Raw genomic sequence first — 25,244 nt, 5'->3', positions numbered from 1 at the left:
CCAGCGAGTACTGGAGTGCGCGAGCCTCTGGGAAATTTGGTTCGCCGCCACCATTCATTTCCATTCCTTATCACTCATCGAGCCCACGCGGAGAGATATCTACTCTCTCTGCGTGGGCTTTCCGTATTTATTGCGTAGCGGCAGCGTTGGATAGCGGGTCTAGCAAGCGGGAAAGTGGCAAGACTGGTTGCCCCGACTGTGCGTCAGCGGTCGATGGTGACAGTCTCTCGAACGTCTCGGGCGGAGCGAGCGAGCTCAACGGTGTATTCGCCTGCATCGACCGTCCAACCGCGGTCCATGTCGTAGCGCGAAAACGCGAGTTCGTCGAGAGAGAGCGACACGGTTCGTGATTCACCCGGGGCCAGCGAGCAGGATTCGAAGCCCGCGAGTTCCCGGCGCGGTCGCTCGACGTCGTCAAGGGTAGGTGGCTGAACGTACGCTTGGATCACTTCACGACCTGGGCGGTCGGCGACGTTTTCGACGGAGAGTTCCACAGTTGTCTCGTCGATAGCTACTGCGCTGCCGTACTCGAAGGACGCGTACGAATGGCCGTGACCGAAGGGATAGGTCGGTACACTGTCGGTCGCGTCGAAGTGGCGGTAGCCAACGAACAGCCCTTCGTCGTAGTGGGCGACGCCATCGACGCCGGGGAAGCGTCGTTCGTCGCTCGTCGGATAGGTCTCCGCTGGCGCGAACGTGACCGGCAGTCGGCCCCCGGGATCCCGGTCGCCATAGAGGACGGACGCCAACGCGTCGCCATCGGCTTGGCCGGGATACCAGCACTCGACGATCGCGGCGACCTCGTCGCGCCACGGCGTTTCGACTGGGCCACCGGAGCGGAGGACCACGACTGTCTGGTCGTTGACAGCGGCGACGGCGGAGATAAGTTCGTCTTGTCGACCCGGGAGTGAGAGCGTGTCTCGGTCTCTACCCTCGGTTGTCGCGTCTCGCACGACCACGACGGCGATATCTGCGTCCGAAGCGGCATCGACGGCGTCGGAGAGCGAGGGCTCTCTTTCGGGCGCGGACTCGCTGTCGTCGCGACCGCCCTCGACGAACGGGAGGAGGTCGAACAGCGAGACGGATTCGATCGCGTCGATGCCACGAGCGGTAGTCACTGTTCCGTCGGCCCGTGCTCGAAGGCCGCCGGCGGGGCTTCGGGACTGAAACGGCGTCGTCTCCGAGGAACCGCCGCCGCCGAGTTTCGCTTCGTGGACGTGGGGACCGACGAGTGCTACGTCTGCGTCGGCAGAGAGGGGCAGAACGCCGTCGTTGTCGAGCAGGACGGTTCCGCGAACGGCTACTCGTTCGGCGAGCTCGCGATGACGCTGGCTATCGAGTTCGCCAGTGCGTTCGGTCCCGTCGAGCAGCCCGATCCGTGCCATCTGCCCGAGGACGCGGGCGACCATGTCGTCGAGGCGGTCGGCTGAGACGGACCCGTCGTCGATGGCGGCGTCCAGGGGCTTACCGAACAAGCCTGCGTGGGTCGCGTCCGGAATTCCGTCGGGCCACTCGAACTCGTCCGGGTCGTCGGTTTCGGGTTCGACGGGGACACCCGGCATTTCTAGGTCTAATCCGGCGTTGGCCGCGCCGACAGTCGTCTCCAGTCCGTACCAATCGGAGACGACGTAGCCGTCGAACCCCCACTCGTCTTTGAGGAGGTCGGTGACGAGCGCCTCGTGATCGCTCATGTGAGTGCCGTTGACTCGGTTGTACGCTGTCATAACCGACCCGACGCCAGCTTCGACGGCGGCGCGGAACGGCGGGAGATAGAGTTCTCGACGCGTCCGCTCGTCGATGTTGGCGCTGACTTCTGTCCGGTTCGTCTCCTGGTTGTTGGCGACGAAGTGTTTGACAGTCGCGACGATGTCCTCGTCGTGAATCCCTTCGACGAGTGCCCGGCCGACCTCGCTCGCAAGCACTGGGTCTTCAGAAAGATATTCGAAGTTTCGCCCGCAGTGGGGCACCCGTACGATGTTGACGCCGGGGGCCAGTAGCGCGTGCTGTCCGTGTGCAGCGGCTTCACGTGCCATTGCGGCCGCCTGTTCGTGGGCGAGGTCGGGGTCGAACGACGCCGCCGTGGCGAGCGACGCGGGGAACGCCGTCGAGCGCTTGCCTTCGGCGCGGACCCCGAGGGGACCGTCGACGAGGCGAAACGGTGGGATGCCGAGGCGTTCGACGCCAGCGAGATAGCCGGTTGCGGTCCCCTCGGGGTCGCGCGTGCCGCGGACGAGCGATAGCTTCTCTGCACGGGTCAGCTCAGAGACGAGTGCGTCGACCTCGGAAAGTGGTTCTGCCATCGGATACCGTATCCTCGGTTGACCGCAGTATAGAGGCTTTGGCGACAGAACCGCTAAGCGTCGCGCGACCGAAGTGGTCGACATGGTCGAGGAGACAGAGACACTCTCCGCGGAGACGACTGTCGGTCGCGTAGGATTGACCGTCACCGACGCCGCCTCAGTTGCGTCGTTCTACGAGACGACTGTCGGTTTGTCCCGCCACGAGACGACTGAACAGCGGATCGTTCTCGGCGACGGAGAGACGCCGCTACTGGAGCTTTACGAAGACGCGTCTGCACCTGCGCGGCCGCGGTCGGCCGCCGGACTGTTTCACACCGCGTTCCGGGTGCCATCTCGGTCGGCGCTGGGTGACGCCCTTGCTCGTTTCGAGAGGGCGGGACAGCTCGACGGGGCGTCAGACCACCTCGTCAGCGAGGCGCTGTACTGCTCGGACCCCGAGGGAAACGGTGTCGAAGTGTATTGTGACCGGCCACGCTCCGAGTGGAGCGAGTCCGCCGACGGCGGAGTAGAGATGGCAACCGAACTGCTCGACCTTGCGGACCTTCGGACAGCCGCAGCCGGAGCTGAGCAAGCGCCGGTCGGAACGGACGTGGGCCACGTCCACCTCGAAGTCACGTCCCTCGACGTGGCCCGCAAATTCTACGTGGATGCGCTGGGGATGACCGTCCGCACCAGCTACGACGGCGCGCTCTTTCTCGCGGCCGGTGACTACCACCACCACGTCGGGGTGAACGTCTGGAATCGTCGGACAAACCCAGTGGGCGGGCGCGGACTCGCGTGGTTCGAACTCGTCGTTCCGAACAACGGGGCGCTCGACGCGGCGAGCGAGCGGCTCTCGGCGGCTGGTTACGAGGTAACGGCGGCAGAACAGGGTGTTTCCGTGACCGACCCAGACGGAGTCACAGTCCGCCTCCGCTCGTGAGCGAGAGTCCTGATAGTGACTACCACGCGCAAGTCAAAAGGATGGAGTGCGCATTGTCTGTATGGTAACGAACGTGATAGCGGAGGAAATGCGGTCATGAATGGGCCACATCAGAACCAGGAACTGGTCACGGTCGGGACGCCGCTAGCGGACGCGGAGGCGGCGATGGTACTGGTCCACGGTCGTGGGGCGACGGCCCAGAGTATCGTCCAGATGGGGAGTGAAGTCCACCGCGATGGGCTCGCGCTGCTGGCACCACAGGCCGCCCGCAACACGTGGTATCCACAGTCGTTCCTCTCGCCCGTCGAGGAGAACGAACCCGGGCGGAGTTCGGGGTTGCAGGCGGTCGACGACGCGGTCGAACGAGCGACCGACGCGGGGATTCCGACGGAGGGGGTCTTCCTCCTGGGGTTCTCGCAGGGGGCGTGTCTCGCCAGCGAGTACGTCGCGCGGAACCCCGAGCGATACGGTGGGCTGGCGGCATTGAGCGGTGGTCTCATCGGTGAGTCGGTAGACCCCACGGAGTACAACGGGGACATCGAGGAGACGCCGGTGTTCCTCGGGTGTAGTGATGTGGACCCCCATATCCCGCTTGAGCGGGTGCACGAGACGAGCGAAGTCTTCGAGCGGCTAAACGGAGACGTAGACGAGCGCATCTACGAGGGAATGGGACATGGCGTCAACGAGGACGAACTCGACGCCGTGGACGAACTGGTCGGCCGACTGGTTTCTGCGTAGGGCCGTTTACTCCACGTCGGCGAGCGTCCCAAACTCGTCGACGGGGACGACCGAGTAGTCGATGTTCAGCGTGTCCTTGGTAGCGCGAATCTTGCCTACGAAGGTCGAAATCTCTTCGAGCGTCCCTTCGAGGACGAACAGTTCCATACAACGGTGCTCGCCGACGTGACTGTGGAAGTTCGAGGCGACGAGTCCCTCGTGCTCGTGGCGTAGACGCATCATCTTCTCTTCGACGGCGGTCGTGTCGTAGTCGAAGAGGACGGTGACGATCCCCATGAGTTCACGCCCTTCCAGTCGCTTGTCCTCGAACTCGCCCAGCAGGTTCCGACTGGCCTCGCGGATAATCTCGCTCCGACCGGTGTAGCCGTGTTCCTCGGCGAACTCGTCGATGCGCTGGAGGAGTGACTCCGGCATGGAGACACTGACGACGGTCATGTATTAATCGAGGAGCAGATTCCTATTAAGGATTATCGAAAGAGACGACGGCGTCGACTGCTTTCTCTCTCTTGATTCTGTGGGGAAAACTTATAATTAGGTCGTAAGTCCCTCTTACCAGTATGACCGCGAACGTCGTGACCGACGCTAACCGGCCACACGTCCCGGGGGATGGGGCGAAGCTGACGGCCGAAATCGAAGTCGAACCCGGCCAACAGGACGAACAACCGACACGCCAGATCGCACTCTGTATCGACGCGAGTGGATCGATGGCGGGCGAGGATATCGAACGCGCTCGGTCGGGGGCCGAGTGGGTGTTCGGACTGCTCGAAGACGACGACTACGTCTCTATCGTCGCGTTCGACAGCGACATCGAGGTGGTCCTCGAAGCGACCCGGTGGGGTGATATCTCACGGGAAGCGGCGATGGACTGCCTCGATGCAATCGCCGCCGGCGGCGGTACGGACATGTACCGAGGGCTCGCGGCGGCCGCGGAGTCCCTGCGTCGACTTCCCGACGATGCCACCACCGCGCGCCGACTCCTCTTGCTCTCGGACGGCAAGGACAATAGCCACGATCCGCCGGAGTTCGAGACGCTCGCTCGGGAAATTGATGCCGAGGGGATCCGTATCAAGTCGGCCGGCATCGGCAGTGACTACCGTAAAGAGACGATTCGGACGCTCGGCTCGACCGCACGAGGGGAGTGGACCCACCTCGAAGCGGCGGGAGACATCGAGGAGTTCTTCGGCGACGCCGTCGAGGAGGCCGGGACGCTCGTCGCACCCGACGCGAAACTGGAGCTTGACGTGGCCGAGGGGGTCGAGGTAAGCGAAGTCTACCGTGCGCTGCCACAGACACAGGAGGTCACGCCCGCCTGGGAGAACAACACGACGGTCGTCAAACTGCCTGACCTGTTGGACCGCGAGACCCAGCGCGTCGTGTTGAAGATACATGCGCCGCCACGCGAAGTCGGCCAGCAAGTCACGCTCGCGGACGTGACGCTGACCGCCGGCGGCGAGACGGCGACTGGATCCATCACCGTCGAGTACACCGACGACGCCGAGAAACTCGGCGAGCACAACGAACAGGTCGACATCGACCATCGACAGACCGTTATCAAGACGGAACTCGGGAAGGGGAATGTCGCCGAAGCCCAGACGCAGATCGAGCGAATGACCCGCATTCACGGCGCGGACGCGGAGGCCGTCGAGTCCGCGGAGCGCCAGACACAGCTCGTGATGGAGGGCGGCCGCGAGGAACAGAGTCGGGCGACGAAAATCGTCACCGACGAAGGACTCCAGAAGTGACAGCAGGCGAGTCGAGTGACGCGAGCGAGGCGGCCGACCGAATACAGCGGTGAGTACTGTGACGTGGGAACCCGAACCGGGCGATGTCATTGGCGGTCGATACGAACTCGAAGCGTTCCTCGGGAAAGGGGGGTTCGCGAAGGCCTATCGGGCGCTCGATCGAGAGACCGGCGACGCCGTCGTCCTGAAGCACCCGAACTACACGGAGTCACAGAACGACCGGAGCGTCATCGAGGAGTACTTCGAGAAGGAGGCGGCGTCGCTCGAACGAATCGCCGCGGCGGGCGGCCACGAGAACGTGATGGCGCTCTACGAAACGGTCCGAGAGCGGGATGTCCCGTTCCTCGTCGTCGAACTCGTCGAGGGTGGCATCGAACTCGACGGGGTCATCGACCAGCACGGCCCTATCGAGGACACCGAACAGGTCCGCCAGATCGGCATCGACCTCGCAGACGCGATGGGCTTTCTCCACGAGAACGAGATCGTCTACCGGGACCTGAAACCCGAGAACGTGATGCTCACGCCGGATATCACGCCGACGCTCATCGACTTCAACACGGCGACGGGGTTCGACGCCACCGGCGACCCGGCGACAGGCAACAACGGGACGACCATTCTCGGGCCATTCAAACCTCGCGAAGTCGCGGAGGCGAGTCGGACCGACGTCCGGCAGGGGCCGTGGTCGGACGTCTACTCCATCGGGAAGATACTGCTCTTCTTGCTGAAGGGGAGCGTGCCGAAGAAGGACGGCGTCAACCCCCAGGAGTTCGGCGCGGACTGCGAGGATTACCTCGCGGAAATAGTCGAGCGAGCGACCCAGTCGGACTACCGGCATCGCTATCGGAACGCGACGGTGCTCAGAGACGTGCTCGAAGCCAAGGACCCGACGCCGCCGTCGACGGCCTCGGTGCGGTACATCCAGGCAGACCAGCAGTTCACGGTCGAACCCGGTGACACCATCGGCCGCGAGGGGGCGAGCGGTCCACCGGCGTCTATCACCATCGAGGACCCGCAGGGCGAGTACATCTCCTCGGTGCAGGTGCAGTTCGACACCCGCGACGGGGCGTGGCATCTCGTCGATCGGAGTCTCAACGGGACGTTCGTCCAGAAGGGGTCGGGGTGGCAGCGGGTGCTCTGTGAGGCAGGCCGCGAACGACTCCAGCAGGAGGGCGAAGATCCGACCGACAGACACGGCGACGTTCCACCGGAGTCGGTGCGACTGCGGGACGGCGATCTCGTCTCGCTCGTCCATCCCACCTACGGCGTCACCTTCGAGTTTCACCCCGAGTAATCATGCGATACACTACCAACTACGACATCGGCGACCGGAAGCGCGGACGAGGCATCAACGAGGACAGTCTCTCGCTGACCGTCTTCGAGGAGGGACACCGTGACGGCTATCGAGGCCAGCGACGCCCGCCCGATAGCGACGAGGCGTCGGACGCGAACGCAAGCGACGGCGGAGACGAGGACACGAGCGAGGGAGATGCGGAAAACGAACGCGAGGGTCGCCCGGCCAACCGCTCGGCGGGCGTGTTCGTCCTCGCAGACGGCGCGGGCGGTCACGACGCGGGAGACGCGGCCTCCTACATCGCTACAACTGTCGTCGCCGAGCGATTGGCCCCCGTTGCCATCCGTGCGGTTCGGAGCTATCCGGACGGGTTCGACGTTGATCTCGGCCCGAACGTGCTCCCCGAGACGCTCGGTCCGGAGGACGTACAGGCGGCTATCGAGGGCGCTGTCGTCGAAGCTCACCGCGATATCGTTCGGTACGCCGACGAGTCGGGGTCACAGTCGTACACGACGCTCGTCGCTGGCGTCTACGCCGACGGCAAGCTCCACCTGGGCTGGGTGGGCGACAGCCGCGCCTATCTCGTCAACCACGCTCGCGAGGAGATCGTCCGGCTGACCAAAGACCACGCTGTCGTCGAAGAGATGGCGGACGCCGGCGAGATCGACGACGTCGAGGCGCACGTCCACCCCAACGGGAACGAAATAACGCGGGCGCTCGGTGGCTCCGGTCACGAGGACCCCGAACGGGCCTTCGTCGAGGTCGATACGCGGACCGTCCGGTTGTACGCCGAGGACACCGTCCTCGCGACGAGCGACGGTCTCATCGACGCCCAGACCGACGCACCGGAACTGTACGAGGAGTACGTAGATGCCGGTCGCTCCGAATCGGTCGCCGAGACCGTCCGAGAGGCGGTCGTCACCGACGACGAGATCCGAGACGTCCTCCTGGACACCGACTCGCTCTCTGACGCCGCCCGGGAGTACGTCTCGCTGGCCAACGATCGTGGCGGGAAAGACAACATTTCCGTCCTCATGTTCGCCGACGATACACTTCCGCCGACCCCGGAAACCGGCGGATTGCCTGTGCGGGCCGCAGACCCGGATGAGGACGTCGCTGACCGCGAGACGCTTATAATATCAGATGAGTGAACTTCAGGGGTAACGTTTTATTTCTCGCCGTGAAATCGGCCAACGAACGAGTATGTCAGATGCAAGTACCGAACAAGGGGTGGAGTGCCCGATTTGTGGGGAGGAGTTCGACCCGTCGGCAGCGGGTGGATGGTGTACGAATCCAGACTGTGGGGAGTGGCAGCACACGGACGATAGCGGTGCGGTCGAGGCGTCCGAAGCGGACAGCGGCGCGTCCGCAGAGTCGACCCGAGAGGAACCTGACCGCGACCTTCTCTCCGAGACGGAAGCGCGTACCGACGACAGTGACTCCGTCGCCGATGCCGAGTCGACCACCGAATCGGCTACAGACGACGCTGGCGAGACAGTTGAAGAAAACGGGGCGGACGAAAACACCGAGACAGCCGAAACCGACAGCGTAGCGGAAGCGGCCGAAGCGGGTGCGCCCGCCAACGCCGCCGACGCGGAGTCGGCCCCGGACTCACCGGGAGCGCCGGCCGGTGACGAATCGACCGAGCCGGACGCCGAGGCGGCGACGAGCGACGCGCCGGCCGAAACTCCGGAGACAGCGACCGAGGCGGGAGCCGACGAGACGACCGCCGGCGAGTCGGCGAGCGAGGAGCCTGCGTCCGAGGACCCGACCGGAACCGACGAGACTTCGTCCGAGGAGTCGGCCAGTGGGGCTGACGAACTCGACGCAGCTGTCGAACGCGACAAATCTGACGCCGAAGCGAACGACGCGACAGCTGCCCAAGTGGAATCGGGGAACGAGACGGCGGACGGCCCGACTGCCGATTCCGACGAAGGGACTTCAGCCGAGGAAGCAACTGCGACCGGCGAAGGAACCGAGGATCAGGACACGTCGGACGACGAGACGGCCGAGACAGAGTCGGCAACCGTCGACTGTCCGGACTGTGGCACCGACCTCGCTCCGGACGCCAACTTCTGTCTGGAGTGTGGCGCTGACGTACAGGACCTCGACTCGGGCGAACCCGAACCCCTCACGGAGTGCCCGGAGTGCGGTGCGGACGTAGAAGAGGACGCTAACTTCTGTATGAACTGCGGTGAGGACCTTGCCTCACACCGAGACGGGGAATCTGGTGGAGACGAGTCGGAAAGCCAGGACGCCGTCGAAGCCCTGGCAGCTCAGAGCGACGACGGCGACGAGGCGGAACCGGTCCCGGACTCGCTGGTGCTCGAAGTCAGCGACGAGGAGATTCCGGTCGTCGACGGCGAGAAGGTCGGTCGGGAGATCCGAGCGGCGCTCATAGACGCCGGACGGCCGGAGGACGAGGCGGTCCGAATCCACCGCGAACACGTCCGGTTCGTCCGTGAGGCCGACGCGTTCTACCTCGTCGACCTCGGTGACAACCCGACTCGGCTCAACGGTCGAACGCTCCAGAAGGGCGACCGGGAACCAGTCGCGCCAGGGGACGAACTCGAACTCTCCGGTGTTGCAACCGTCACGATTCGAGCGCCCTGACCGCACGAATTAAGCCATCACTCGGAGATACGTCACGTAATGTCGGATTGGGTCCCCGTCGAGGAGTTTCGTCGGTCGCTGTCGCTGCTCGCCACCGAGTGGTGGGTCCTCGTCGGCGGACTCGCGGGATACCTGTTCTACGGTGCATGGGTCGTCCTCACCGGGACCGCCGTCGGCCGCATCGTGCCGGGCTTCGCGGACGCGACGGTGCTGACCGTCGGGAACGCGGCCGTCACGGGACTCTCGGCCGTCGCCGTCGTCGCGTGGCTTCTCGTCCCTGCGGCTGTAGCCGCGTGGCTGACGAACGGTTGGTTCCGAAATAGACACGGGAATCTCGTCAAGCGATATCGGCTGAACCACCCGAGCGTCCTCGTCGCACCGCCGGGGGTCGTCTTACTCGGCTGTCTGCTGGTGTCGCTCGCTATCGGATCGACGCTAGCCGTCACGGCGGTGGCGCTCGTAGCCAGCGTCCACTTGCTCGTGCGAACCGTCGTCTATGGCTATCGAGTGTACTCGCTGTCGGTGCCGCCGCTGTTCACGCTGTTTCTCTACGTGACTGGCGTGACACTCGCGGCCGGATGGCTCGTCCAGGCGACGTTCCTCGGTAGCGTGAGCCCGTCCGTCGGGAGACTGGTGACCGCTGCCGGCGTCGAACAGGTGGTCGAGACGGGACTCGAACTGACAGGTGTCGGCCCGAGTGCGGCGTTCGCGGCCGTGGTCGCGGTTCCCGCGTTCCTCTCGACGGCGTACCTTCTCGCCCAGCAGGTCGCCGGCGCGACTGTCAGGTCGAACGCGCCCCTCGCCGAGCCGTCGCGTCGGCCCGGCCAGCGGTTCCCCATCATGCCGCCGGTCGCGCGGACGGAAGGGGGACGAGACCGGGCTCGGCCCGAATCGACGAGTGACGGTGTCATCGAGGGCGAAGCACTGTCGGACGAGAACGGCGGGGGAGACGAAAACGTCGCCGAGAGTGAGACGGCGGAGACTGCCGTCGAAGACGAGGACGGCGATCAGTCCTCGAATACACGAGTGTTCACACCGGACGAAGCGGTTCCAGAAGATATGGAGACAAACGTGGGCTCGGGGGTGACGACGTTCGACGACACGGACGACTCGTCGGACACCGAGGCAGACGACGACGGGTGGCTAGACGATACGGCCGTGTTTTCACCGGAACGCCGCGACGCGTCCGAGGCGTGTCCCGCGTGCGGCCGAGAGATTCCGCCAGAGACGACGGCGACGTTCTGTCCCGACTGCGGTGAACGACTCGACTAAACGTCGAAGACGACGTAGGCGCGACAGCCGTCGGGTGTCGATTCGACCGTCATTTCGGAGTACGTGACGGCTTTCACCTCTCTGGCGGTGACGGCCGTGAGCGGGACGCCGCGGGCGCTCGCTTCGACGCGCCACTCGCCGCCGTCTTCCGTCACGACGGCGTCGTTTTCGACCGGGAGGACGTTTCGAACGTCCCGCTCGTAGATGAGTTCGTCGAGGTAATCGAACAGGAGCGCCTCGACGGACTCGGCAGTGACGCGGAGTTCGAAGCGGTCGCCCTCGTCGGGAACCGTCTCGCACATCGCGGCGGCGAGCCCGTCGGCCATAGCGGCGAACGTCTCATCGAGCGTTCGGCCGGTGGCCTCAACGGCGATATCTGCCGTATGAGAACGGAGCGTAAACGGCATCGCCCGACGGTTCGTTCCCCGTGGAAAAAGAGATACGGGGTCCCGAGCACACGGGTGACGGCTGGCCATGTTCCTCGGTACCAATCGTGCAGCAGATTTAATATGTGTTCCTGAGATGGATAAAATACGTCACACGAAGCGACGTGGTGTTCCCATGACCAACAACATCCAGGCCCCATCGCCCGTGCCCGCCGCACGCTATGCATACAGCGTGTGGCTGGCCGCTGGACGCGGCACGCTTGCCGCGTCCGGGATTCCCTTTGCCGGGGACTGGATTGGTCGGGTGAACGCCCGTCCGTCCCGTCTCGCATAGGGACACAGTGCCGCCGTGGGACGGTTGTCCGGTCGCGCGGACGCCCACTGCGGCGGCGCTTCGATTTCCACTCCGACACCCCGACTCGTCGGCCGCGTCTGTCTCGACGGTCGCCGGTTCCGGCTTGATACCTTCGTAGGTACGTAGCCCGGCAGTCGGCGACCCTCGGTCGTCGGCCATCTCGTTGGCCGGCTGTACTCGGGTGGTCGGCGGAACGTCCATCGCGAGAGCCATCGCCCTAGCGACCGCTGTGTCGCTTTGCCGACGGACTCGGTCGGCGAGTCCCGCCCGGTTCGACTCCGGCCGTCGGTCTATGTCGCTGAAAGCGACTGTCCCCATCGAGGCATCGGCCGAGGTCTCGCTGCGAGTCCCCCGCGGCGGGTCCGACGACTTAGAGAGCGGCGTCGCTAGCGTCGTCGAAAGCATCGATGGCGTCGCCGAGGTCACGGTAACGCGAGTCCGCGGCGTCCGGCCGACGTTCACCGACCTCCGGGTCGATGTCGACCTTCGAGTGTCGATTACCGTTCCCAACGACGGCGAGGACGTCGCACCCGAGACGGCGGCGACGGAGTGCCTCGACGACGGGTTCGGCATCCTCGCTGTCGACCATCTCGTCGTCGAGGACGCGTAACCCGCGTTTCGGCCCTCCACCGCCTCTCCGTGTCCACTGGCGGACGCCGGGTTCTCCGGTCCCCGGGTTCGACCCCCGGCGGAGAGAGGACCAACAAATGCGAACGACGTACCTCATCGCAATCGCGGAACAGCGACGAAAGCAGCGAGACGACGACCGCCGACGCACCCGCCGTCGGTAACGACGCGGGTTCTCCGCCGTTATCGTACCCGTGTAGTCGCCGGACTACCGACCGATTTACTCACCCTCGTTCCAGCGAACGTCAGAGAGAGTTCGCTGGACGGCTTCCTCACCGACGGCCTGCGCGAGCGTCTCGAACCCGCCGCGTTCGACGGGGTCGCTGGCGTTGGCGACCAGTCGGGAGACGATGAACTCCGGCGTGGACTTCCCAACGGTGCCAAAGCGGGGCTGGTAGTCCACCTGTAGGTTCAGGTCGGGGTCCAGTCCCTCGGCGAAGATGCCGTCGGTGCGGGCGGCGTCGGGGAGCGGTTCGAGGTCCGCCGCGAGGTGCGTGACGAAGACGCCCAGCGCGTCGCGGTCGACGGTCAGCGTGACGAGGCCGTGCAGTAGGTTCGCCGCAGAACCGGGTTCCGTGATGGCCTCGAACTCGTCGACGAGCATCAGCGTCCGGTCGCCGCCGGTCAGCGGCGGGACGACCGACCGGAGCGTCGATTCGAGGACGCCCGCGTTGAAGGAGGCGTGTCGTCGGTGGAAGACGACGGTGTCGACGACGCCGACCTCTGCGGCGTCAGCGGGGACGGGCAGCCCCATCTGCGCGAGCAACTGAACCTGACAGAGCGTCTCAAGCAGGGTCGTCTTCCCGCCGGAGTTCGCGCCGGTAAGCACCGCCACCCGGTCGCCGCTGGGCGGGGCGTTGGCCCGCTCGACATCGAGCGTGTGGTCGCCGACGGCGTAGGTGATCGGTTGCACGTCGTCGGCGAGCGCGAGGTTTCGCGCGTTCCGGACGGCGATGGTCTCGCGGTCGACGAACGTCGGTCGCGTCAGGTCGTAGGCGATGGCAAAGCGAGCGAGCGAGACGGCCAGCGAGACGTCGTCGACGACGGAGACGGCCGCGTCGATGTCCTCGCGCGCGGCCGCGAGGTCGTCTTCCAGACGCTCGGCGACGGCCGTTTCGCGCTCTTCGACGGCGCTCCGGAGCGACCGGCGCAACTCGCGGAGGGCGGCGTCGACGAAGTCCTGTGCGTCGGTCGCTTCGCTCGGCATCGCGTCGCGGACCCGCGCGGCGTCCATCCCCGTCTCGTCGGTGACGTACCGGACGAGCGCGTCCTGGAAGTCGGCCGGACGGCGTGCGCCCTCCTGGACGGCCTCGACCACTTCGGGTGTCGCCGCCGCGAGGTCTTCCACGTCGCCGAGTTGCGTCCGGAGACGGTCCAGTTCCGCGTCAGCTCCCTCGCCGACGCGCTCTCCCTCGCCAGCGAGGCCGGCCAGTGCCGCCCGAGCGTCGGCGAGGGCGTCGGCGTCGAGTGCAGCCACCCGTTCGAACACGCCGTCTCCGACGCCCGTTTCCAGCAGCGCGAGCGCCGTCTCGACGGCCGCTCGTTCTCCTGTCCCTGCGTCGTAGCGGTCGAAAGCGTCGAGAACGGCCCGCTGGTCGTTGTCTGAGAGCTCGCTCCATGTCGTCTTGGCTTCGAGCACGTCGTCCAGTCGTTCGGTCATCGCCTCGCAGGTGGGTAGCGGCGTCAGGACGCGAATCTTGTCGGCGGCGTCGCCCGTGACGGCGTACTCCTCGGCGAGGTCCAGCAGCTCTTTGTACACGTCGCGGGTGTCCCGGGTAGCCAGCAGGTCCATCGACTCGGCTCCGGTCGCTCGCCGCAGGATGCGCGTCGCTCGCCCGCGGGAGAGCCCCGCGGCGGTCAGCGCCCGCGTGTTCGCCGTCTCGATGGCTTCGACGGCCCGTTCGACGCCCAGTTCCCCGGCCAGCAGCTCGGACGTCTTCGGCCCGATTCCCCAGTACTCCTCCAGTCGCATGGGCAAGCGGACGGGGCGCCGCCGTTTAGTCGTTTATCACGCGCCGTCGGCCACTCTCAGGGAGACGCGAATCGCGCACGTCAGCCCTGAGTCTGCCCGGATTGGCCACTGACAGCCTCCAGCGACTCCCACGCGACCGTCCCCTGTTCGACGATATTCGAGGGTTCGAGCGCCGGGTCGGTGAGCGTCTCCCGGGCGAGTTCGACGGGACCGGCTCTCGGTTCCGGAAGCGCGCTCGGGTCGCTCGTCTCGAAGGGCGCTTCGGTGGTGTCGCCGACGACGACACGCATCGCCATGCCGTACGTCTCGTGAGGCGAGCACAGCAAGTCGTAGACGCCCGACATCTCGAAGGCATAGAGCCACGTCGACGGAACGGGTTCGCGCGGGCCGCCACCTCCTCGGCCACCATTTTGCTGTCCACCGTCACCTTGACCATCTCCCTGCCCGCCACCTTGTTGGCTGTTTCCACCTTCTCCCTGCTGCCCACTGTCTTGCTGTTCACCATCGGCACCGCCCATCTCCGCTGGCGGCTCAATCTGGTCGTCGCCGATAGAGCGAGGCTGCCACCCTAACAGTGGCGAGGAGAAGGCGTGGACGCCGGTCGGCACTCGCCGTCGCATCCCGAATGCCGGGTGGTAGCTGACGACGTTGTGGTCCGGGGTGGTAAAGACGAACTTGATCACGTCGCCCGGCTGGATGTGGAGGCCGGTCGGCTGATAGAAGAAGTCGACCGGCCGATTCTGATTGGTCGGGGGACCCCGTATCAGCGTCTCGACTTCGTAGACCGTGCCCGTGCCGTCGCTGGGTGACGGGGTGTCGCCCTGCTCTCCGTCAGTCTGTCCGCTGTCGGTCTGTGCAGCCGTCGTTCCGCCGAGTCCCGACACCACCGCGCCCGCACCGAGCGCCTTCATCACGTCTCGCCGCGAGGAGTCGAGTGGATATCGCTCCATATTATCATTCGGCGGCCGAATGCACTTTGTTAACAACTCTCAGTAGCAGAGTGTCGTTCACAAGACGACGTTACCGCCCCGACGGCCTCCAAACGGCGAACGTCACCATCGTGACAGGGTAAGCCGAACGTAGCGAACGGCAAGCCGGTCGTACGGAAGCGACGGCGGACACGCAATCGGCTGTTAGACGACCGGTCCCCTCAAGCCGTTGGCCCCGTATGCGACGGTATGGACGAGTGGCGTACGGCCGACGACCCGGCCTGTCCCGCCTGCGGGGAGCCGCTGGCTCCGACGGCGACGGAGTGTCCCACCTGTGGCGAGCGACTGGTCTCCGAGGAGGTGGCTACACTTCTCGACGAGCGAACGAGTGGGGCGTACGACGGCGACGTGAACGCCGCGCCGCGGTGGGCCGTTCTCCTGACGGGACTCACACTCGGAATCGCCATCGCGCCGCTGCTCGCATACGCCGTCGTCATCGCCGTCGGCGACCTGCCGTTCGTCGCGGTCGTCGGTCTCTTACTCGCCGGCTGGCTCGGTTCGGCGGCGGCGCTTGCTCGCCTTCCGAACCCGAGTGCCGCGCTTGCCCGCGGTCTCTACCTCGTCGTCGCCGGTGTCCTCGCTGTCATGGTCGCGCTGGGCTACGACTCGCTTTCCGGTGGCGGCGTCGGCTCGGAGCGAACTCTCTTCGTCGCCGCCGTGCTGGCGGTTCCCGCAATCGCCGCCGCGCTACTGGCACGGCGAGTCTCCGAACGGGCCGCCCGACAGGCCCGTGGTGAACCCGGCCCGCTCCACGAGCGCGCGGGGTTCGGAAGCGAGGACGCAACGGACGAATCTGCCGACGAGAACCCCTGATCACCACGAAGTTTATACCGGAAGGCGACACCAACGACTGGTGGCATGAAAGACGTGCTCTCCCGCATCGGAATTGGTTCCGCTCGCGTAGACACTATTCTCCCCTCCAGTACGGTCTGTGCCGGCGACTCGGTCGACGCCGAGGTCCACGTCGAGGGCGGGTCGACCGACCAGGACATCGACGCCATCTACTTCGCACTGGAGACGGAGTACCGCACCGAGGAAGGGTACGCCGACGCCATCGTCGACAAGTGGCGACTCACTGACCCGTTCACCATCGAGGCCGACGACGAACGACGCTTCGAGACGACCATCGACGTTCCTCGACGGACACCCGTGACCGTCGGCTCGGTCTCCGTCGAAATCGAGACCGGACTAGACATCTCGATGGCCGTCGACCCGGAAGACGAGGACCGTATCGAAGTCCGTCCCACGGAGCGGCTCCAAGCCGTCTTCGATGCACTGGAAAATCTGGGCTTCTCACTCCGTTCCTCCTCGTGTCAGGCCCGGCCCGGTAACATCTTCTCCACCTCGGCGAGGTTCGTCCAGGAGTTCGAGTTCCGCCCACAGCACGGCGAGTTCTCCGGCGAGGTGGACGAAGTCGAAATTATCCCCGTCTACGACGACGGCGGCCTGACCGTTCACATGGAGGTCGACCGTCGCGGTGGCCTGCTCTCGGAGGCGATGGACGTAGACGAACGACACACCTCCTTCACGGTTCAGAACGACGACCCGTCGGCCGTCGAACAGCCGCTGGCCGATGCGATTCGGCAACTGAGCTAATCCCGCACAACCGACTCCGGCCTCAGTCACTCCCAGAACGACTGCGTTCTGGCGTATTCCCGTTCCTGGCGGAGGATGTCCCGGTAGAACTCGTCTTCGTCCTCGCGCAGGCGGTTGATGATTCGCGCGGCGTTGTGCGGGCCGACGCCGCGAGCGGCGAGGGCGACGACGGCTTGCTTGCCGTGTGTCTGAACGAGCGACCCGGCACGATAGGCGCGCTCGGTCATCTTCTCCTGTTCCTCGTCCTTCTCGTCGGCCCGCACCGCCGCCACGACTTCGTCGGCCCACGGGTTCAGCGCGGCGATGCGAGTGGACCCACACTGGGGGCACTCCGGTTGGTCACGAACCCGACTGACCTGCTGCTTGCGGTCCCACTCTCGGCAGTGCAGACAGGCGAGGATGACGCGGTCGCTCTGGATGCGCTCTCGCACTGTCTGGATGACGCTCGCGTCGGCGTTCTCCGGCGAGAGCAGTTCCCGGCCCGAGGCGTTTCCGCCGAGACCGATCGGCGTGCGTTCGCCGACGGTTTCGAGGGCGACGTCGCCGGACTGGACTGCTTCCAACAGTTCCGCCGTCTCTCCGATAGCCAAATCCTCGTGGCGCACCTCGCGCAGCGCCTCGTCGTACATCGGGGTGTCTTCCAATGCGGCGAGCAGCCGGTCCCGGCCGAAGTCCGTCGAGCCGCGACCGCGCCAGCGCTTGAGCGACCCGAACTTCGTGGCGACCTGCGCGAGCTTGAACTTCAAGGCGTCGGCGTTCTTCAGGCTCAACTCGACGAGCGCCGGGAGGTGGTCGGGGTCGGTCTCCTCTAAGACTTCCATCACGTCGCCGGCGCTGATTCGCCGGGGCACTTCGAGTTCGATGCGATAGGGGTCTACCTCCATGGCGACGGACGACCCCGCCCGCTGGCCCAGCAGCGCCGAGAGGACTCGCCCCAGCGTCTCGTTGATCTTGTGGCCGTAACAGGAGTTGACCAGGACCTCCCGGCCGCGGAACTCTACGAGTATCGTCTCGGCGTCGGGAATCGGGGCCTCGTGTCCCTCCAGTTGCGAGAGGCCGTCGGCCACCGTCCCCGCGTCGGCGTCGTACCGACGAGCGACGTGGGCTGCGACGGTGTCGGCGGGTGCGCCCGCCTGTAACTGCTCACCGGCGACTCGCCGTAGTTCTCCAACTTCGCCCGCGACGGCCTTCGGAACCGGAATCTCGCTTCCAACCCACGAAGGCACTTCGCCGGCGGGGTCCTCGATGGGAGAGACGGTCACGACTTCCTCCTCCTCGTCGATGTTGGTGATGCGCCACATCTCGCCGCGCTGGACGAACACCTCACCGGGGGTGGCGAAATTGACGACGAACCGCTCGTCCAGCGTCCCGACCTGTTGGCCCGAGGCCACGTCCTCGACATCGTAGGTGGCCTCGTCGGGAATCATCGAGAGATTCTGGTAAAAGTACTGCCACGTGCCGCGGCGTTTCTCCAGCGTATCGCGTTCCTCGTCCAACCAGACGACGTTGTTCGCGCCCAGTTCTCGGACGACGTCTTTGAACGCGTCTTCGTCGATATCGCGAAACGGGTACGCCCGCGTGATGATTCGGTACGCCTCCATCGCCCGCACCTCGCCTGTGTCCATCACGACGCCGGCTAGCTGGTTGGCGACGGTGTCGAGGCTCCCGTCGTGAATCTCGGCGGGTTCGACCTCGCCGTTCCGCGCCTGACGGGCGATGGCAAGCGCCTCCAATGTATCGTCGCTGTGAGTCGTCACGACGGTCCCCGAGGAGATCTCGTCGCGGCGGTGGCCGGCGCGGCCGACTCGCTGGACGAGTCGGGACACCTGCCGGGGACTGCCGTACTGGACGACGTGGTCGACCCGGCCCACGTCGATGCCCAGCTCCATCGACGAGGTACAGAGCAGGGCGTCGAGTTCGCCGGCCTTGAACCGGTCTTCGACGTCGATGCGGGCCTCCTTCGAGAGCGACCCGTGGTGGACGCCGAGGTTCGTCCCGAGTTCCTTGAACCGGGAACCCAGCGCCTCGGCGGTTTGTCGCGTGTTGACGAACAGCAGGACTGACTCGTTCTCTGCTATCAGGTCGTCGATGAAGCGGACGTGGCTGGCCGTCTCTGCGTCGGTGACGAGTTCGCTGGAGAGTCGCTCGTCGCGGTCGGTCACCTGCGGTCGCACCACGTCTACGTCTAATCGACTGCCGATGTCCACCTCAACGACCGAACACCCGCGGCCGCCGGTGAGGAAGCGCCCGACCTCCTGTGGGTCGCCTACCGTCGCGGAGAGGCCGACTCGCTGGAAGGGTCCGGCGACCTCGCGAAGTCGTTCGAGTCCGATGGTCAACTGCGCGCCGCGCTTGGCCGCGGCGAGTTCGTGGACCTCGTCGACGACGACGTGGTCTACGTCTTCGAGTGCCGTCCGGAGCTTCGACCCGGTCAGCATCGCCTGCAGCGTCTCGGGCGTCGTCACCAGCACGTCCGGCGGGTCGTTCGCCTGCTGACTCCGTCGGTACTGCGTGGTGTCGCCGTGGCGAACGTCTACCTCCAGATCGAGCGTCTCCCCCCACCACTCCAGTCGCTCGCGCATGTCGCGGTTGAGCGCCCGCAGCGGCGTGATGTACAGCGCGCCGATGCCGAAGCGTTCCTTGTCGGCGCTCGCGAGCGCGTCTAACACCGGCAGCATCGCCGTCTCCGTCTTGCCGGTCCCGGTCGGGGCGACGACGAGCGCGTCCTCTCCGCGTGCGAGTCGGGGAATCGCCTCGCGCTGTGGCTCCGTTGGCGTCGCGAACCCGCGCTCGGAGAGGGCGTTTCGCACCTCCTCGCCGAGGACGGTAAACGCGTCAGCCCCCTGTATCACCCCGTCAGTCATCGCCCCCTCCTAGCGACCGAACCGGGTTAAGCACGTTGTGTCACCCGTTCTCGTGGCTATTCGGCACGGGCTTGAAGGCCTTCGCACGCGGAGGTGACGTATGTATCTCGCCGACGAGGCGTGGCCGGACCTCGAATCGTACTTCGAGTCGGAGTCGCTGGCGCTGCTGCCGCTGGGGTCGACCGAACAACACGGACCGCATCTCCCCGAGGCGACCGACCACATCATCGCCGAGTCCTTCGCTCGCCGGGCTGCCGAGGAGACGGGCTATCTCTGCACGCCGACCGTCAACGTCGGTGTCAGCCCCCACCACCGGCAGTTCCACGGGACGATGTGGGCCGACGCGCCGGCGTTTCGCGACTACGTCGAGAGCATCACCCGGAATCTGGCGTACCACGGCATCGACCGCGTAATCTTCGTCAACGCCCACGGCGGCAACGTCCAGCACCTTCGTGAGGTGGGCCGCCGCCTGCGTGACGATGGGACGCTGTACGCCATCGAGTGGATGTGGGACGAGAGCATCACTGATCTCATCGAGGAGACGTTCGAGACGCCAGGGCCCCACGGTGGGCCGAAAGAGACCTCACTTGTCCAGTACCTCGCCGGCGACCTCGTCCACGAGAACCGCATCGAGGACGCCCGCGACGGCGGTTGCCGGGTGTTCGACGAGACGACCGGGCGCGTCAACGGTGCGCGCACCTTCTACGACGCCATCGACAACACGGAAAACGGCGTGCTCGGCGACCAGACCGACGCCTCGGCCGAGGCGGGCGAGAAACTGTTCGAAGCCGCACTCGACAACCTCGTCAGCCTCTGTGAGTGGCTGGACGACCAACCCGCCGAGGCCCTGTTCCCGAAAGCCCACGTGTAGTTTATGTCGCCAGCGAGTCGACGTAGGGACATGTTCGAACCCAGTGACAGCGTGAGGTCGAATCGATGAACACGCTCGACGACATCGAACGGGCAGTCAAGGACACGGCCCACTACATGCGCCGGAACCTCGCCAACTATGCCGGGCGAAGCGCCGGCGAGAACCCGAGCGGCGAACAGCAGGTCGGCGGCGACGTGTGGGCCGACGACCTCTTTTTCGACGCGCTCTCGTACGTCGACGGCGTCGGCGGCTACGCGAGCGAGGAGCGCGAAGACGTGGCCGACTGCGGCGAGGGCTACACCGTCGCTATCGACCCGCTGGACGGCTCGGCCAACCTCGCGTCGAACAACTCGGTGGGTACCATCGTCGGCGTCTACGACGCGCCGCTTCCCACGACCGGCCGCGACATGGTGGCGGCGATGATGGTCCTCTACGGCCCCTACACCACGATGACCGTCGCCCGCGAGGACCGCGACGTAGTTCAGGAGTACCTCCTGCGAGACGGCCACAGTGAACGCTGGGGAACGTTCTCCCTGCCCGAGGAGCCGACCGTCGTCGGCATCGCCGGCAAGTCCGTCGAGCGAACCGACGCCGTCAACGACTTCGCCAGAGACCTGAGCCGAGAGCTGAAACTCCGCTACGGCGGCGCGACAGTGGCAGACCTCGCGCAGGTACTGGAGTACGGCGGTATCTTCGGTTACCCGGCGACGACCACCTATCCCGACGGCAAGCTCCGTGTCCACTTCGAGGCCGCGCCGCTGGCGTATCTCGTGGAAGCGGCCAGCGGCGGCTCCTCTGACGGGTCGCAGTCGCTGTTGGACGTCGAGCCGGACGGCCTCCACGGGCGGACACCGACGTTCCTCGGAAATAGGGAGCTCGTCGAGCGCTTAGAGGCCGCCGTGAGTGAGTGACCGGCCAGGCCGTAGTATCACACTCGCCGGTACTGTCCGAGTCGCGTCCCGTCGAGTAAGAACGCCTCCGCGTCGGCCATCCCGTCGGGGAGGAACGGTGCGAGAAAGTCTTGTCCCTCGACGTTGACCCACGTTCCGCCCGAACGGTCGTTGAACGCCGGGAAGACGACGAGGTCGGCATTCGTCTCGACGCCCGCGCCGTAGTGGTCGGCGAACGGGTCGGCGACGAGCGACCCGCGAAGCCACGCCCGTTCCTTCCTCGCGCCGCCGACCTCGTCCTCCAGTCTAACGACCGGGTGCTCGTGGCCGACACAGACGACTTCGGCGTTCAGAACGTCGGGAGCGGGCCACGTGTGCCCGTGGACGAATCCCACGTCGCCGATTCGGGTCCCGTGGGACGGCGTCACGTCGATGGTGGCGTCAATCTCGGCGAGAACGGGCTCTACGTCGCCGTCGTGGTTCCCCTTCACGAGCGTCACTGGCACGTCGACGGCCTCGAACAGCGCGGTCAACTCCTCGCGCTCCTCGGCGAACGGGTCGCCGATGGCGTGACCGAGGTCGCCGAGGACGACCAGTCTGTCCGCTCGTGCCCGGTCGAGCAACGCGAGTAACCGCTCGCGGCGTTCGCTGGCGGCCGACTGGAGTTCGACCCCCTCGTAGCGAAGGCCGGCCTCGATGCCGGCGTGGTAATCGGCCACCGCTAGCAGTCGCTCGCCGCCGGTTTCGATCGCGGCGGCCGGAGCGTTCGGGAGCGGTTCGACACGCATCGCTCTCGCGTTGGCGGCGACGGGAGAAAAGGGGCGCGACTGCGACAGCCCGCTCAGATGGGGGTGAGCTTGCCGTCTTCGGGCTCGTAACACTGCCCGCTCATCAGGGCGTCCTGAATCGCGTCCTCGACGGCGTCGGTGTCCGCGCCGTACTCCTCGGCGACGGTCGCGCGAATCTCCTCGCGGTCCGCGCCGTCGCCGTCGTCTAAGTCACGCATGACATCCATCACGGCGTCTTCGAGGTCCACGTCCTCGGCGTCGGGTTCGTCGGCCGACTCGCCGGCAGTCGTCTCGTCGGCTCCCGCCTCGGTCGCGGTCTCGGGCGTCTCGACCGGCGCGTCACTCGTCGCCGCGTCCGCGCTCGGTTCGGGCGACTCGTCGCCGGCCGGCGCTCCCGGTGAGTCCGGGGCCGACTCCGCGTCGGCGGCGTCGGCGGGCGCACCCTCCTCGGACGCCTCTGCCTCGGCCAGTTCTTCGGGGTCCGGCGTCTCGATGTCGGCCTCGCCCGGCTCGTCGACCTCCGACCCGCTCTGGAAGTCGGTGCCGTACTCTTCCTCTATCTCTTCGCGTTCGTTCTCGTCGAGTTCGAACTCGGTGTCGAAGTCGCCGATCTCGTCGTCGGTGTCCGCGTCGTCCGCGCTGTCGTCGACCGACGCGGACTCGCTCGCTGCTTCGCCAGTGCTGGCGATTTCGGTCTCGGTGGCAGTGGTCTCTGCTTCGTCTGTCCCGCCGAACTCGTCGGCGGCACCCACGTCCGTATCCGTCTCGGTAGGTGCGTCCTCGGACTCCGGTTCGGTCGGCTCGACCGTCTCGCCCGCGTCGGGCGTCGCGTCTGCGGTACCGAGACTCTCTGATTCGACACTTTCGGTCTCAGTTGTCGTCGTATCGGTCGCTGTCGGCTCGACCGCCGATTCCGATTCGGTCTCCGTTTCGGCTACTCCGGCGCTCTCGTCGGCGCTTCCGGGTGCCGAAGCCACAGCGGTGTCGAGTTCGGCGTCGGTGAGCACCGGCAGCGGGTCGTCGGTGCCGTCGCCGGGTGACCGCGACAGCGTTCCGGCCTCGTCTAACTCGCCTGCCACGACGCGGGCTGCGTCGAGCGAGAGGTCGCGCAGGGCCGCCAGATAGTCGCCGGTCGTGCCGTAGTGGTCGAGTGCCAACGGGATGCCGGCGGCGAGACTCTCCTCGACGCCGGACTCGACCAGCGAGGTACGGAGGTCCTCACCCGAGAGATTCGACTGCTTCGCGCTGGCCATCTGAGCGATGCGCTCGACCGTCTGCTCGGCGGCCTGGACGACCCAGCGGTCGCGGGTGCCAGCATCTACTTCGCTGATGGACTCCGGGCGGATCGAGGTGAACACGCGGTCGCCGTCCTCCGGTTCGAACGTTCGAGCCTTGCCCGTGATGGCGACGAACAGCGGCGGCGTCGCGCTCTCTAAGAACGCCAGCGCGTCGGGTTGGTACTGCCCGGCGTAGACGACGAACGGCCCGGTCGGGTCGACGATGCGGGCGCGAAGCACCTCCTCGTTGACCTGCTCGATCTCGGTGAGGACGCCGACGGCAAAGAGGCGGTTGACCCGCGCGCCTGTGGGCGTAACGACGTAGTTTGGGGCACGTTCTTCATCGGACTCAGAGTACGAGAAGTCCGCGTCGTCGAACTCCGCGGCGAACAGGCGGTGGGCGACTTCGCGCCGCCCCGGCCCGCTATCGTCTGACTCGCTCATGCGTCGACCTCCTGCAGGAAGTCACTCGCACGCGTTGCGGGGTCGTCGTCGGCTTCCTCGAACTCGGTGGCGTTGAGATTCGCGCCGTACTCGTCGACCGATAGCGACCCGCGGACGACGTACTCGTGGCCGACGACGCGCTCCGCGATGCGGTCGGCGACGACCTCTTTGTCCATCGCGTCGCGAGCGTGTTCGCGGGCGTCGTCTAAGTCGCCGCCGTACACTCGCTCGGTGATCTCGTCGTCGAGGATGACCGTCACCGTGGCGGTGCCGTCGTCCAAGATGGCCTTCGTCCGGAGGTCGTCCTCGCCCTCGACTGCGCCGTGGGTGCGACACTGGCCGTTCTGGACGACGCGGCCACAGTCGGGACAGCGCTCGATGAGGCCGGAGCCGTCGCGAATCTCGATGACGTTACCGACAAGTTCAACGTCGAACTGACCGCCGCTCTCGACGGCCTCGCGGATTCGCATCCGCGGGGCGTCTTCCGTGACGCTAACGGGTTCGGAGAGCGGCGTGACCGTCGAGAACTCCGAGACGTTCACCGAGGGCGCGCCGCGGAACTCGCGGACGAACGTCTCCTCGATGCGGACGGACGCCCCCTCCTCGATGGCGTCGTGGGGTTCCCAGTCCGTGAACGGGAGCCGCCCGCTCTCGTCGCCCAGCACGCCACTCAGGATGGTCGTCTCGCCGTCGCGGCCATCGATGACTTTCTCCTCGCACTCTAAGACTTGCACTTCGACGGTGATTCCGCGGTCGCCGGGTTCGATATGGGCGAGGGCGGACTCCCCGCCCACCTCGGCGTCGATGTCGAGCGGCGTCTCGACGGTTTCCGCCTGTGTACTCTGACCGAGATTGAGCTCGGGGTGGCCGTCCCACTCGCGGACGCCGGCGTTCCCGAACTGGACGGTCTGGCCGGGTTCGAGGTCGCCCTCGAAGCCGTCCCACGCGGTGTAGGAGATGGTGCCCGATTCGTCGGCGAGCTGACCCTCACGGATGACGTGTTGGTCGCCGTTGTACTGGATGGACCGACGGCCGGACGTGAGGACGACGGCCGTGACCGTCACGTTCGAGTCGTCGGTGGTGACCTCGCTGATGGCCTTACTCGACGGCGTGCCGCCGCTGCCGCCGGAGTCGCCGTCGCCGTACTTCCGTCGGAGGCTCTGTTTGGCCTCGTCCATCGGCACGGAGTACTCCACGAGGTTCTCTAAGTCGCGTCTGACCTCCTCTTTGTCTACGTCGAGGTCGGAGGCGAGTTCCTCGACATGATCTTCGAGAGACATCGACGGAAGGTTCGGCGGCGGCGTTCA

General features: G+C 66.1%; 21 protein-coding genes. 12 read left to right on the top strand and 9 right to left on the bottom strand.

All coding sequences use genetic code 11. The features are described 5' to 3' along the window. Positions 1 to 203 precede the first annotated feature (203 nt). A complete protein-coding gene (locus E4S61_RS07335; protein ID WP_135303228.1) occupies positions 204 to 2,300 on the bottom strand; it encodes a beta-glucosidase in 2,097 nt (698 codons plus the stop codon). Positions 2,301 to 2,382: 82 nt separating this feature from the next. On the opposite strand from E4S61_RS07335, the gene E4S61_RS07330 reads away from it, so the two are divergent. Beyond that, positions 2,383 to 3,222 carry a VOC family protein gene (locus E4S61_RS07330; protein ID WP_135303227.1) on the top strand — a complete coding sequence of 280 codons (840 nt, stop codon included), beginning with the start codon at positions 2,383 to 2,385 and terminating at the stop codon, positions 3,220 to 3,222. Positions 3,223 to 3,318: 96 nt separating this feature from the next. Then, a complete protein-coding gene (locus tag E4S61_RS07325; protein ID WP_135303226.1) occupies positions 3,319 to 3,960 on the top strand; it encodes an alpha/beta hydrolase in 642 nt (213 codons plus the stop codon). A 6-nt stretch (positions 3,961 to 3,966) separates the two neighbouring features. Here the strand turns inward: E4S61_RS07325 and E4S61_RS07320 are convergent, their stop codons facing one another. Next, positions 3,967 to 4,395 carry a CopG family ribbon-helix-helix protein gene (locus tag E4S61_RS07320; RefSeq protein ID WP_135303225.1) on the bottom strand — a complete coding sequence of 143 codons (429 nt, stop codon included), beginning with the start codon at positions 4,393 to 4,395 and terminating at the stop codon, positions 3,967 to 3,969. A 122-nt stretch (positions 4,396 to 4,517) separates the two neighbouring features. Between E4S61_RS07320 and E4S61_RS07315 the strand changes: the two genes are divergently transcribed. From E4S61_RS07315 to E4S61_RS07295, 5 genes are read left to right on the top strand one after another with little or no spacing between them, the layout of a single operon-like run. Continuing rightward, positions 4,518 to 5,702 (top strand): vWA domain-containing protein, encoded by a 1,185-nt coding sequence (locus tag E4S61_RS07315; RefSeq protein ID WP_135303224.1) that lies wholly within the window; start codon positions 4,518 to 4,520, stop codon positions 5,700 to 5,702. Between the two features lie 58 nt (positions 5,703 to 5,760). Next, a complete protein-coding gene (locus tag E4S61_RS07310) occupies positions 5,761 to 6,993 on the top strand; it encodes a protein kinase domain-containing protein (protein WP_135303223.1) in 1,233 nt (410 codons plus the stop codon). 2 nt (positions 6,994 to 6,995) lie between these two features. Further along, on the top strand, positions 6,996 to 8,144 hold the full coding sequence (locus E4S61_RS07305) for a PP2C family protein-serine/threonine phosphatase (protein WP_135303222.1): 1,149 nt from the start codon (positions 6,996 to 6,998) through the stop codon (positions 8,142 to 8,144). A 52-nt stretch (positions 8,145 to 8,196) separates the two neighbouring features. Next, on the top strand, positions 8,197 to 9,606 hold the full coding sequence (locus E4S61_RS07300) for a zinc ribbon domain-containing protein (RefSeq protein ID WP_135303221.1): 1,410 nt from the start codon (positions 8,197 to 8,199) through the stop codon (positions 9,604 to 9,606). A 39-nt stretch (positions 9,607 to 9,645) separates the two neighbouring features. Then, complete coding sequence (locus tag E4S61_RS07295) at positions 9,646 to 10,878, top strand: zinc ribbon domain-containing protein (protein ID WP_135303220.1); 1,233 nt, start codon at positions 9,646 to 9,648, stop codon at positions 10,876 to 10,878. Here the strand turns inward: E4S61_RS07295 and E4S61_RS07290 are convergent. Then, a complete protein-coding gene (locus E4S61_RS07290) occupies positions 10,875 to 11,285 on the bottom strand; it encodes an archease (RefSeq protein ID WP_135303219.1) in 411 nt (136 codons plus the stop codon). The genes E4S61_RS07295 and E4S61_RS07290 overlap by 4 nt on opposite strands. Before the next feature lie 626 nt (positions 11,286 to 11,911). On the opposite strand from E4S61_RS07290, the gene E4S61_RS07285 reads away from it, so the two are divergent. Then, complete coding sequence (locus E4S61_RS07285; protein ID WP_135303218.1) at positions 11,912 to 12,229, top strand: hypothetical protein; 318 nt, start codon at positions 11,912 to 11,914, stop codon at positions 12,227 to 12,229. Between the two features lie 237 nt (positions 12,230 to 12,466). Here the strand turns inward: E4S61_RS07285 and E4S61_RS07280 are convergent, their stop codons facing one another. Further along, entirely contained in the window at positions 12,467 to 14,218 is a 1,752-nt protein-coding gene (locus E4S61_RS07280; RefSeq protein WP_135303217.1) for a MutS-related protein, read from the bottom strand. Positions 14,219 to 14,298: 80 nt separating this feature from the next. After that, positions 14,299 to 15,168 carry a hypothetical protein gene (locus E4S61_RS07275; RefSeq protein WP_135303216.1) on the bottom strand — a complete coding sequence of 290 codons (870 nt, stop codon included), beginning with the start codon at positions 15,166 to 15,168 and terminating at the stop codon, positions 14,299 to 14,301. A 228-nt stretch (positions 15,169 to 15,396) separates the two neighbouring features. On the opposite strand from E4S61_RS07275, the gene E4S61_RS07270 reads away from it, so the two are divergent. Beyond that, the gene (locus E4S61_RS07270) at positions 15,397 to 16,020 is read left to right on the top strand and encodes a zinc ribbon domain-containing protein (protein ID WP_135303215.1); all 624 of its coding nucleotides are present in this window, start codon (positions 15,397 to 15,399) and stop codon (positions 16,018 to 16,020) included. A 45-nt stretch (positions 16,021 to 16,065) separates the two neighbouring features. Then, positions 16,066 to 16,803 carry a sporulation protein gene (locus E4S61_RS07265; protein ID WP_135303214.1) on the top strand — a complete coding sequence of 246 codons (738 nt, stop codon included), beginning with the start codon at positions 16,066 to 16,068 and terminating at the stop codon, positions 16,801 to 16,803. A 26-nt stretch (positions 16,804 to 16,829) separates the two neighbouring features. On the opposite strand, the gene E4S61_RS07260 is transcribed toward E4S61_RS07265, so the two are convergent. Next, the gene (locus E4S61_RS07260) at positions 16,830 to 19,667 is read right to left on the bottom strand and encodes a DEAD/DEAH box helicase (protein ID WP_135303213.1); all 2,838 of its coding nucleotides are present in this window, start codon (positions 19,665 to 19,667) and stop codon (positions 16,830 to 16,832) included. A gap of 100 nt (positions 19,668 to 19,767) precedes the next feature. Here E4S61_RS07260 and E4S61_RS07255 point away from each other — a divergent pair, with 100 nt between their 5' ends. Together E4S61_RS07255 and E4S61_RS07250 are read left to right on the top strand one after the other, a co-directional pair. Beyond that, positions 19,768 to 20,538 carry a creatininase family protein gene (locus tag E4S61_RS07255; RefSeq protein ID WP_135303212.1) on the top strand — a complete coding sequence of 257 codons (771 nt, stop codon included), beginning with the start codon at positions 19,768 to 19,770 and terminating at the stop codon, positions 20,536 to 20,538. Positions 20,539 to 20,603: 65 nt separating this feature from the next. Further along, positions 20,604 to 21,449, top strand: a complete 846-nt coding sequence (locus E4S61_RS07250) for a class 1 fructose-bisphosphatase (protein WP_135303211.1) — start codon at positions 20,604 to 20,606, stop codon at positions 21,447 to 21,449. Positions 21,450 to 21,466: 17 nt separating this feature from the next. On the opposite strand, the gene E4S61_RS07245 is transcribed toward E4S61_RS07250, so the two are convergent. The 3 genes from E4S61_RS07245 to E4S61_RS07235 are packed head-to-tail and all read right to left on the bottom strand — an operon-like array spanning position 21,467 to position 25,217. Then, positions 21,467 to 22,216, bottom strand: coding sequence for a metallophosphoesterase (locus tag E4S61_RS07245; RefSeq protein WP_135303210.1), 750 nt, complete (start codon positions 22,214 to 22,216; stop codon positions 21,467 to 21,469). Positions 22,217 to 22,269: 53 nt separating this feature from the next. After that, entirely contained in the window at positions 22,270 to 23,937 is a 1,668-nt protein-coding gene (locus tag E4S61_RS07240; RefSeq protein WP_135303209.1) for a hypothetical protein, read from the bottom strand. Continuing rightward, positions 23,934 to 25,217 (bottom strand): Single-stranded DNA binding protein, encoded by a 1,284-nt coding sequence (locus E4S61_RS07235; RefSeq protein WP_135303208.1) that lies wholly within the window; start codon positions 25,215 to 25,217, stop codon positions 23,934 to 23,936. The genes E4S61_RS07240 and E4S61_RS07235 overlap by 4 nt, the downstream gene beginning before the upstream one ends. Positions 25,218 to 25,244: the final 27 nt, after the last annotated feature.

Origin of the sequence: Haloarcula amylovorans, from assembly GCF_004681185.1 — an archaeon.
Classification (GTDB): Archaea; Halobacteriota; Halobacteria; order Halobacteriales; family Haloarculaceae; genus Haloarcula; species Haloarcula amylovorans.
Note: the sequence above shows the minus strand (reverse complement) of the source record. Positions and strands in the feature narration are given on the sequence as shown.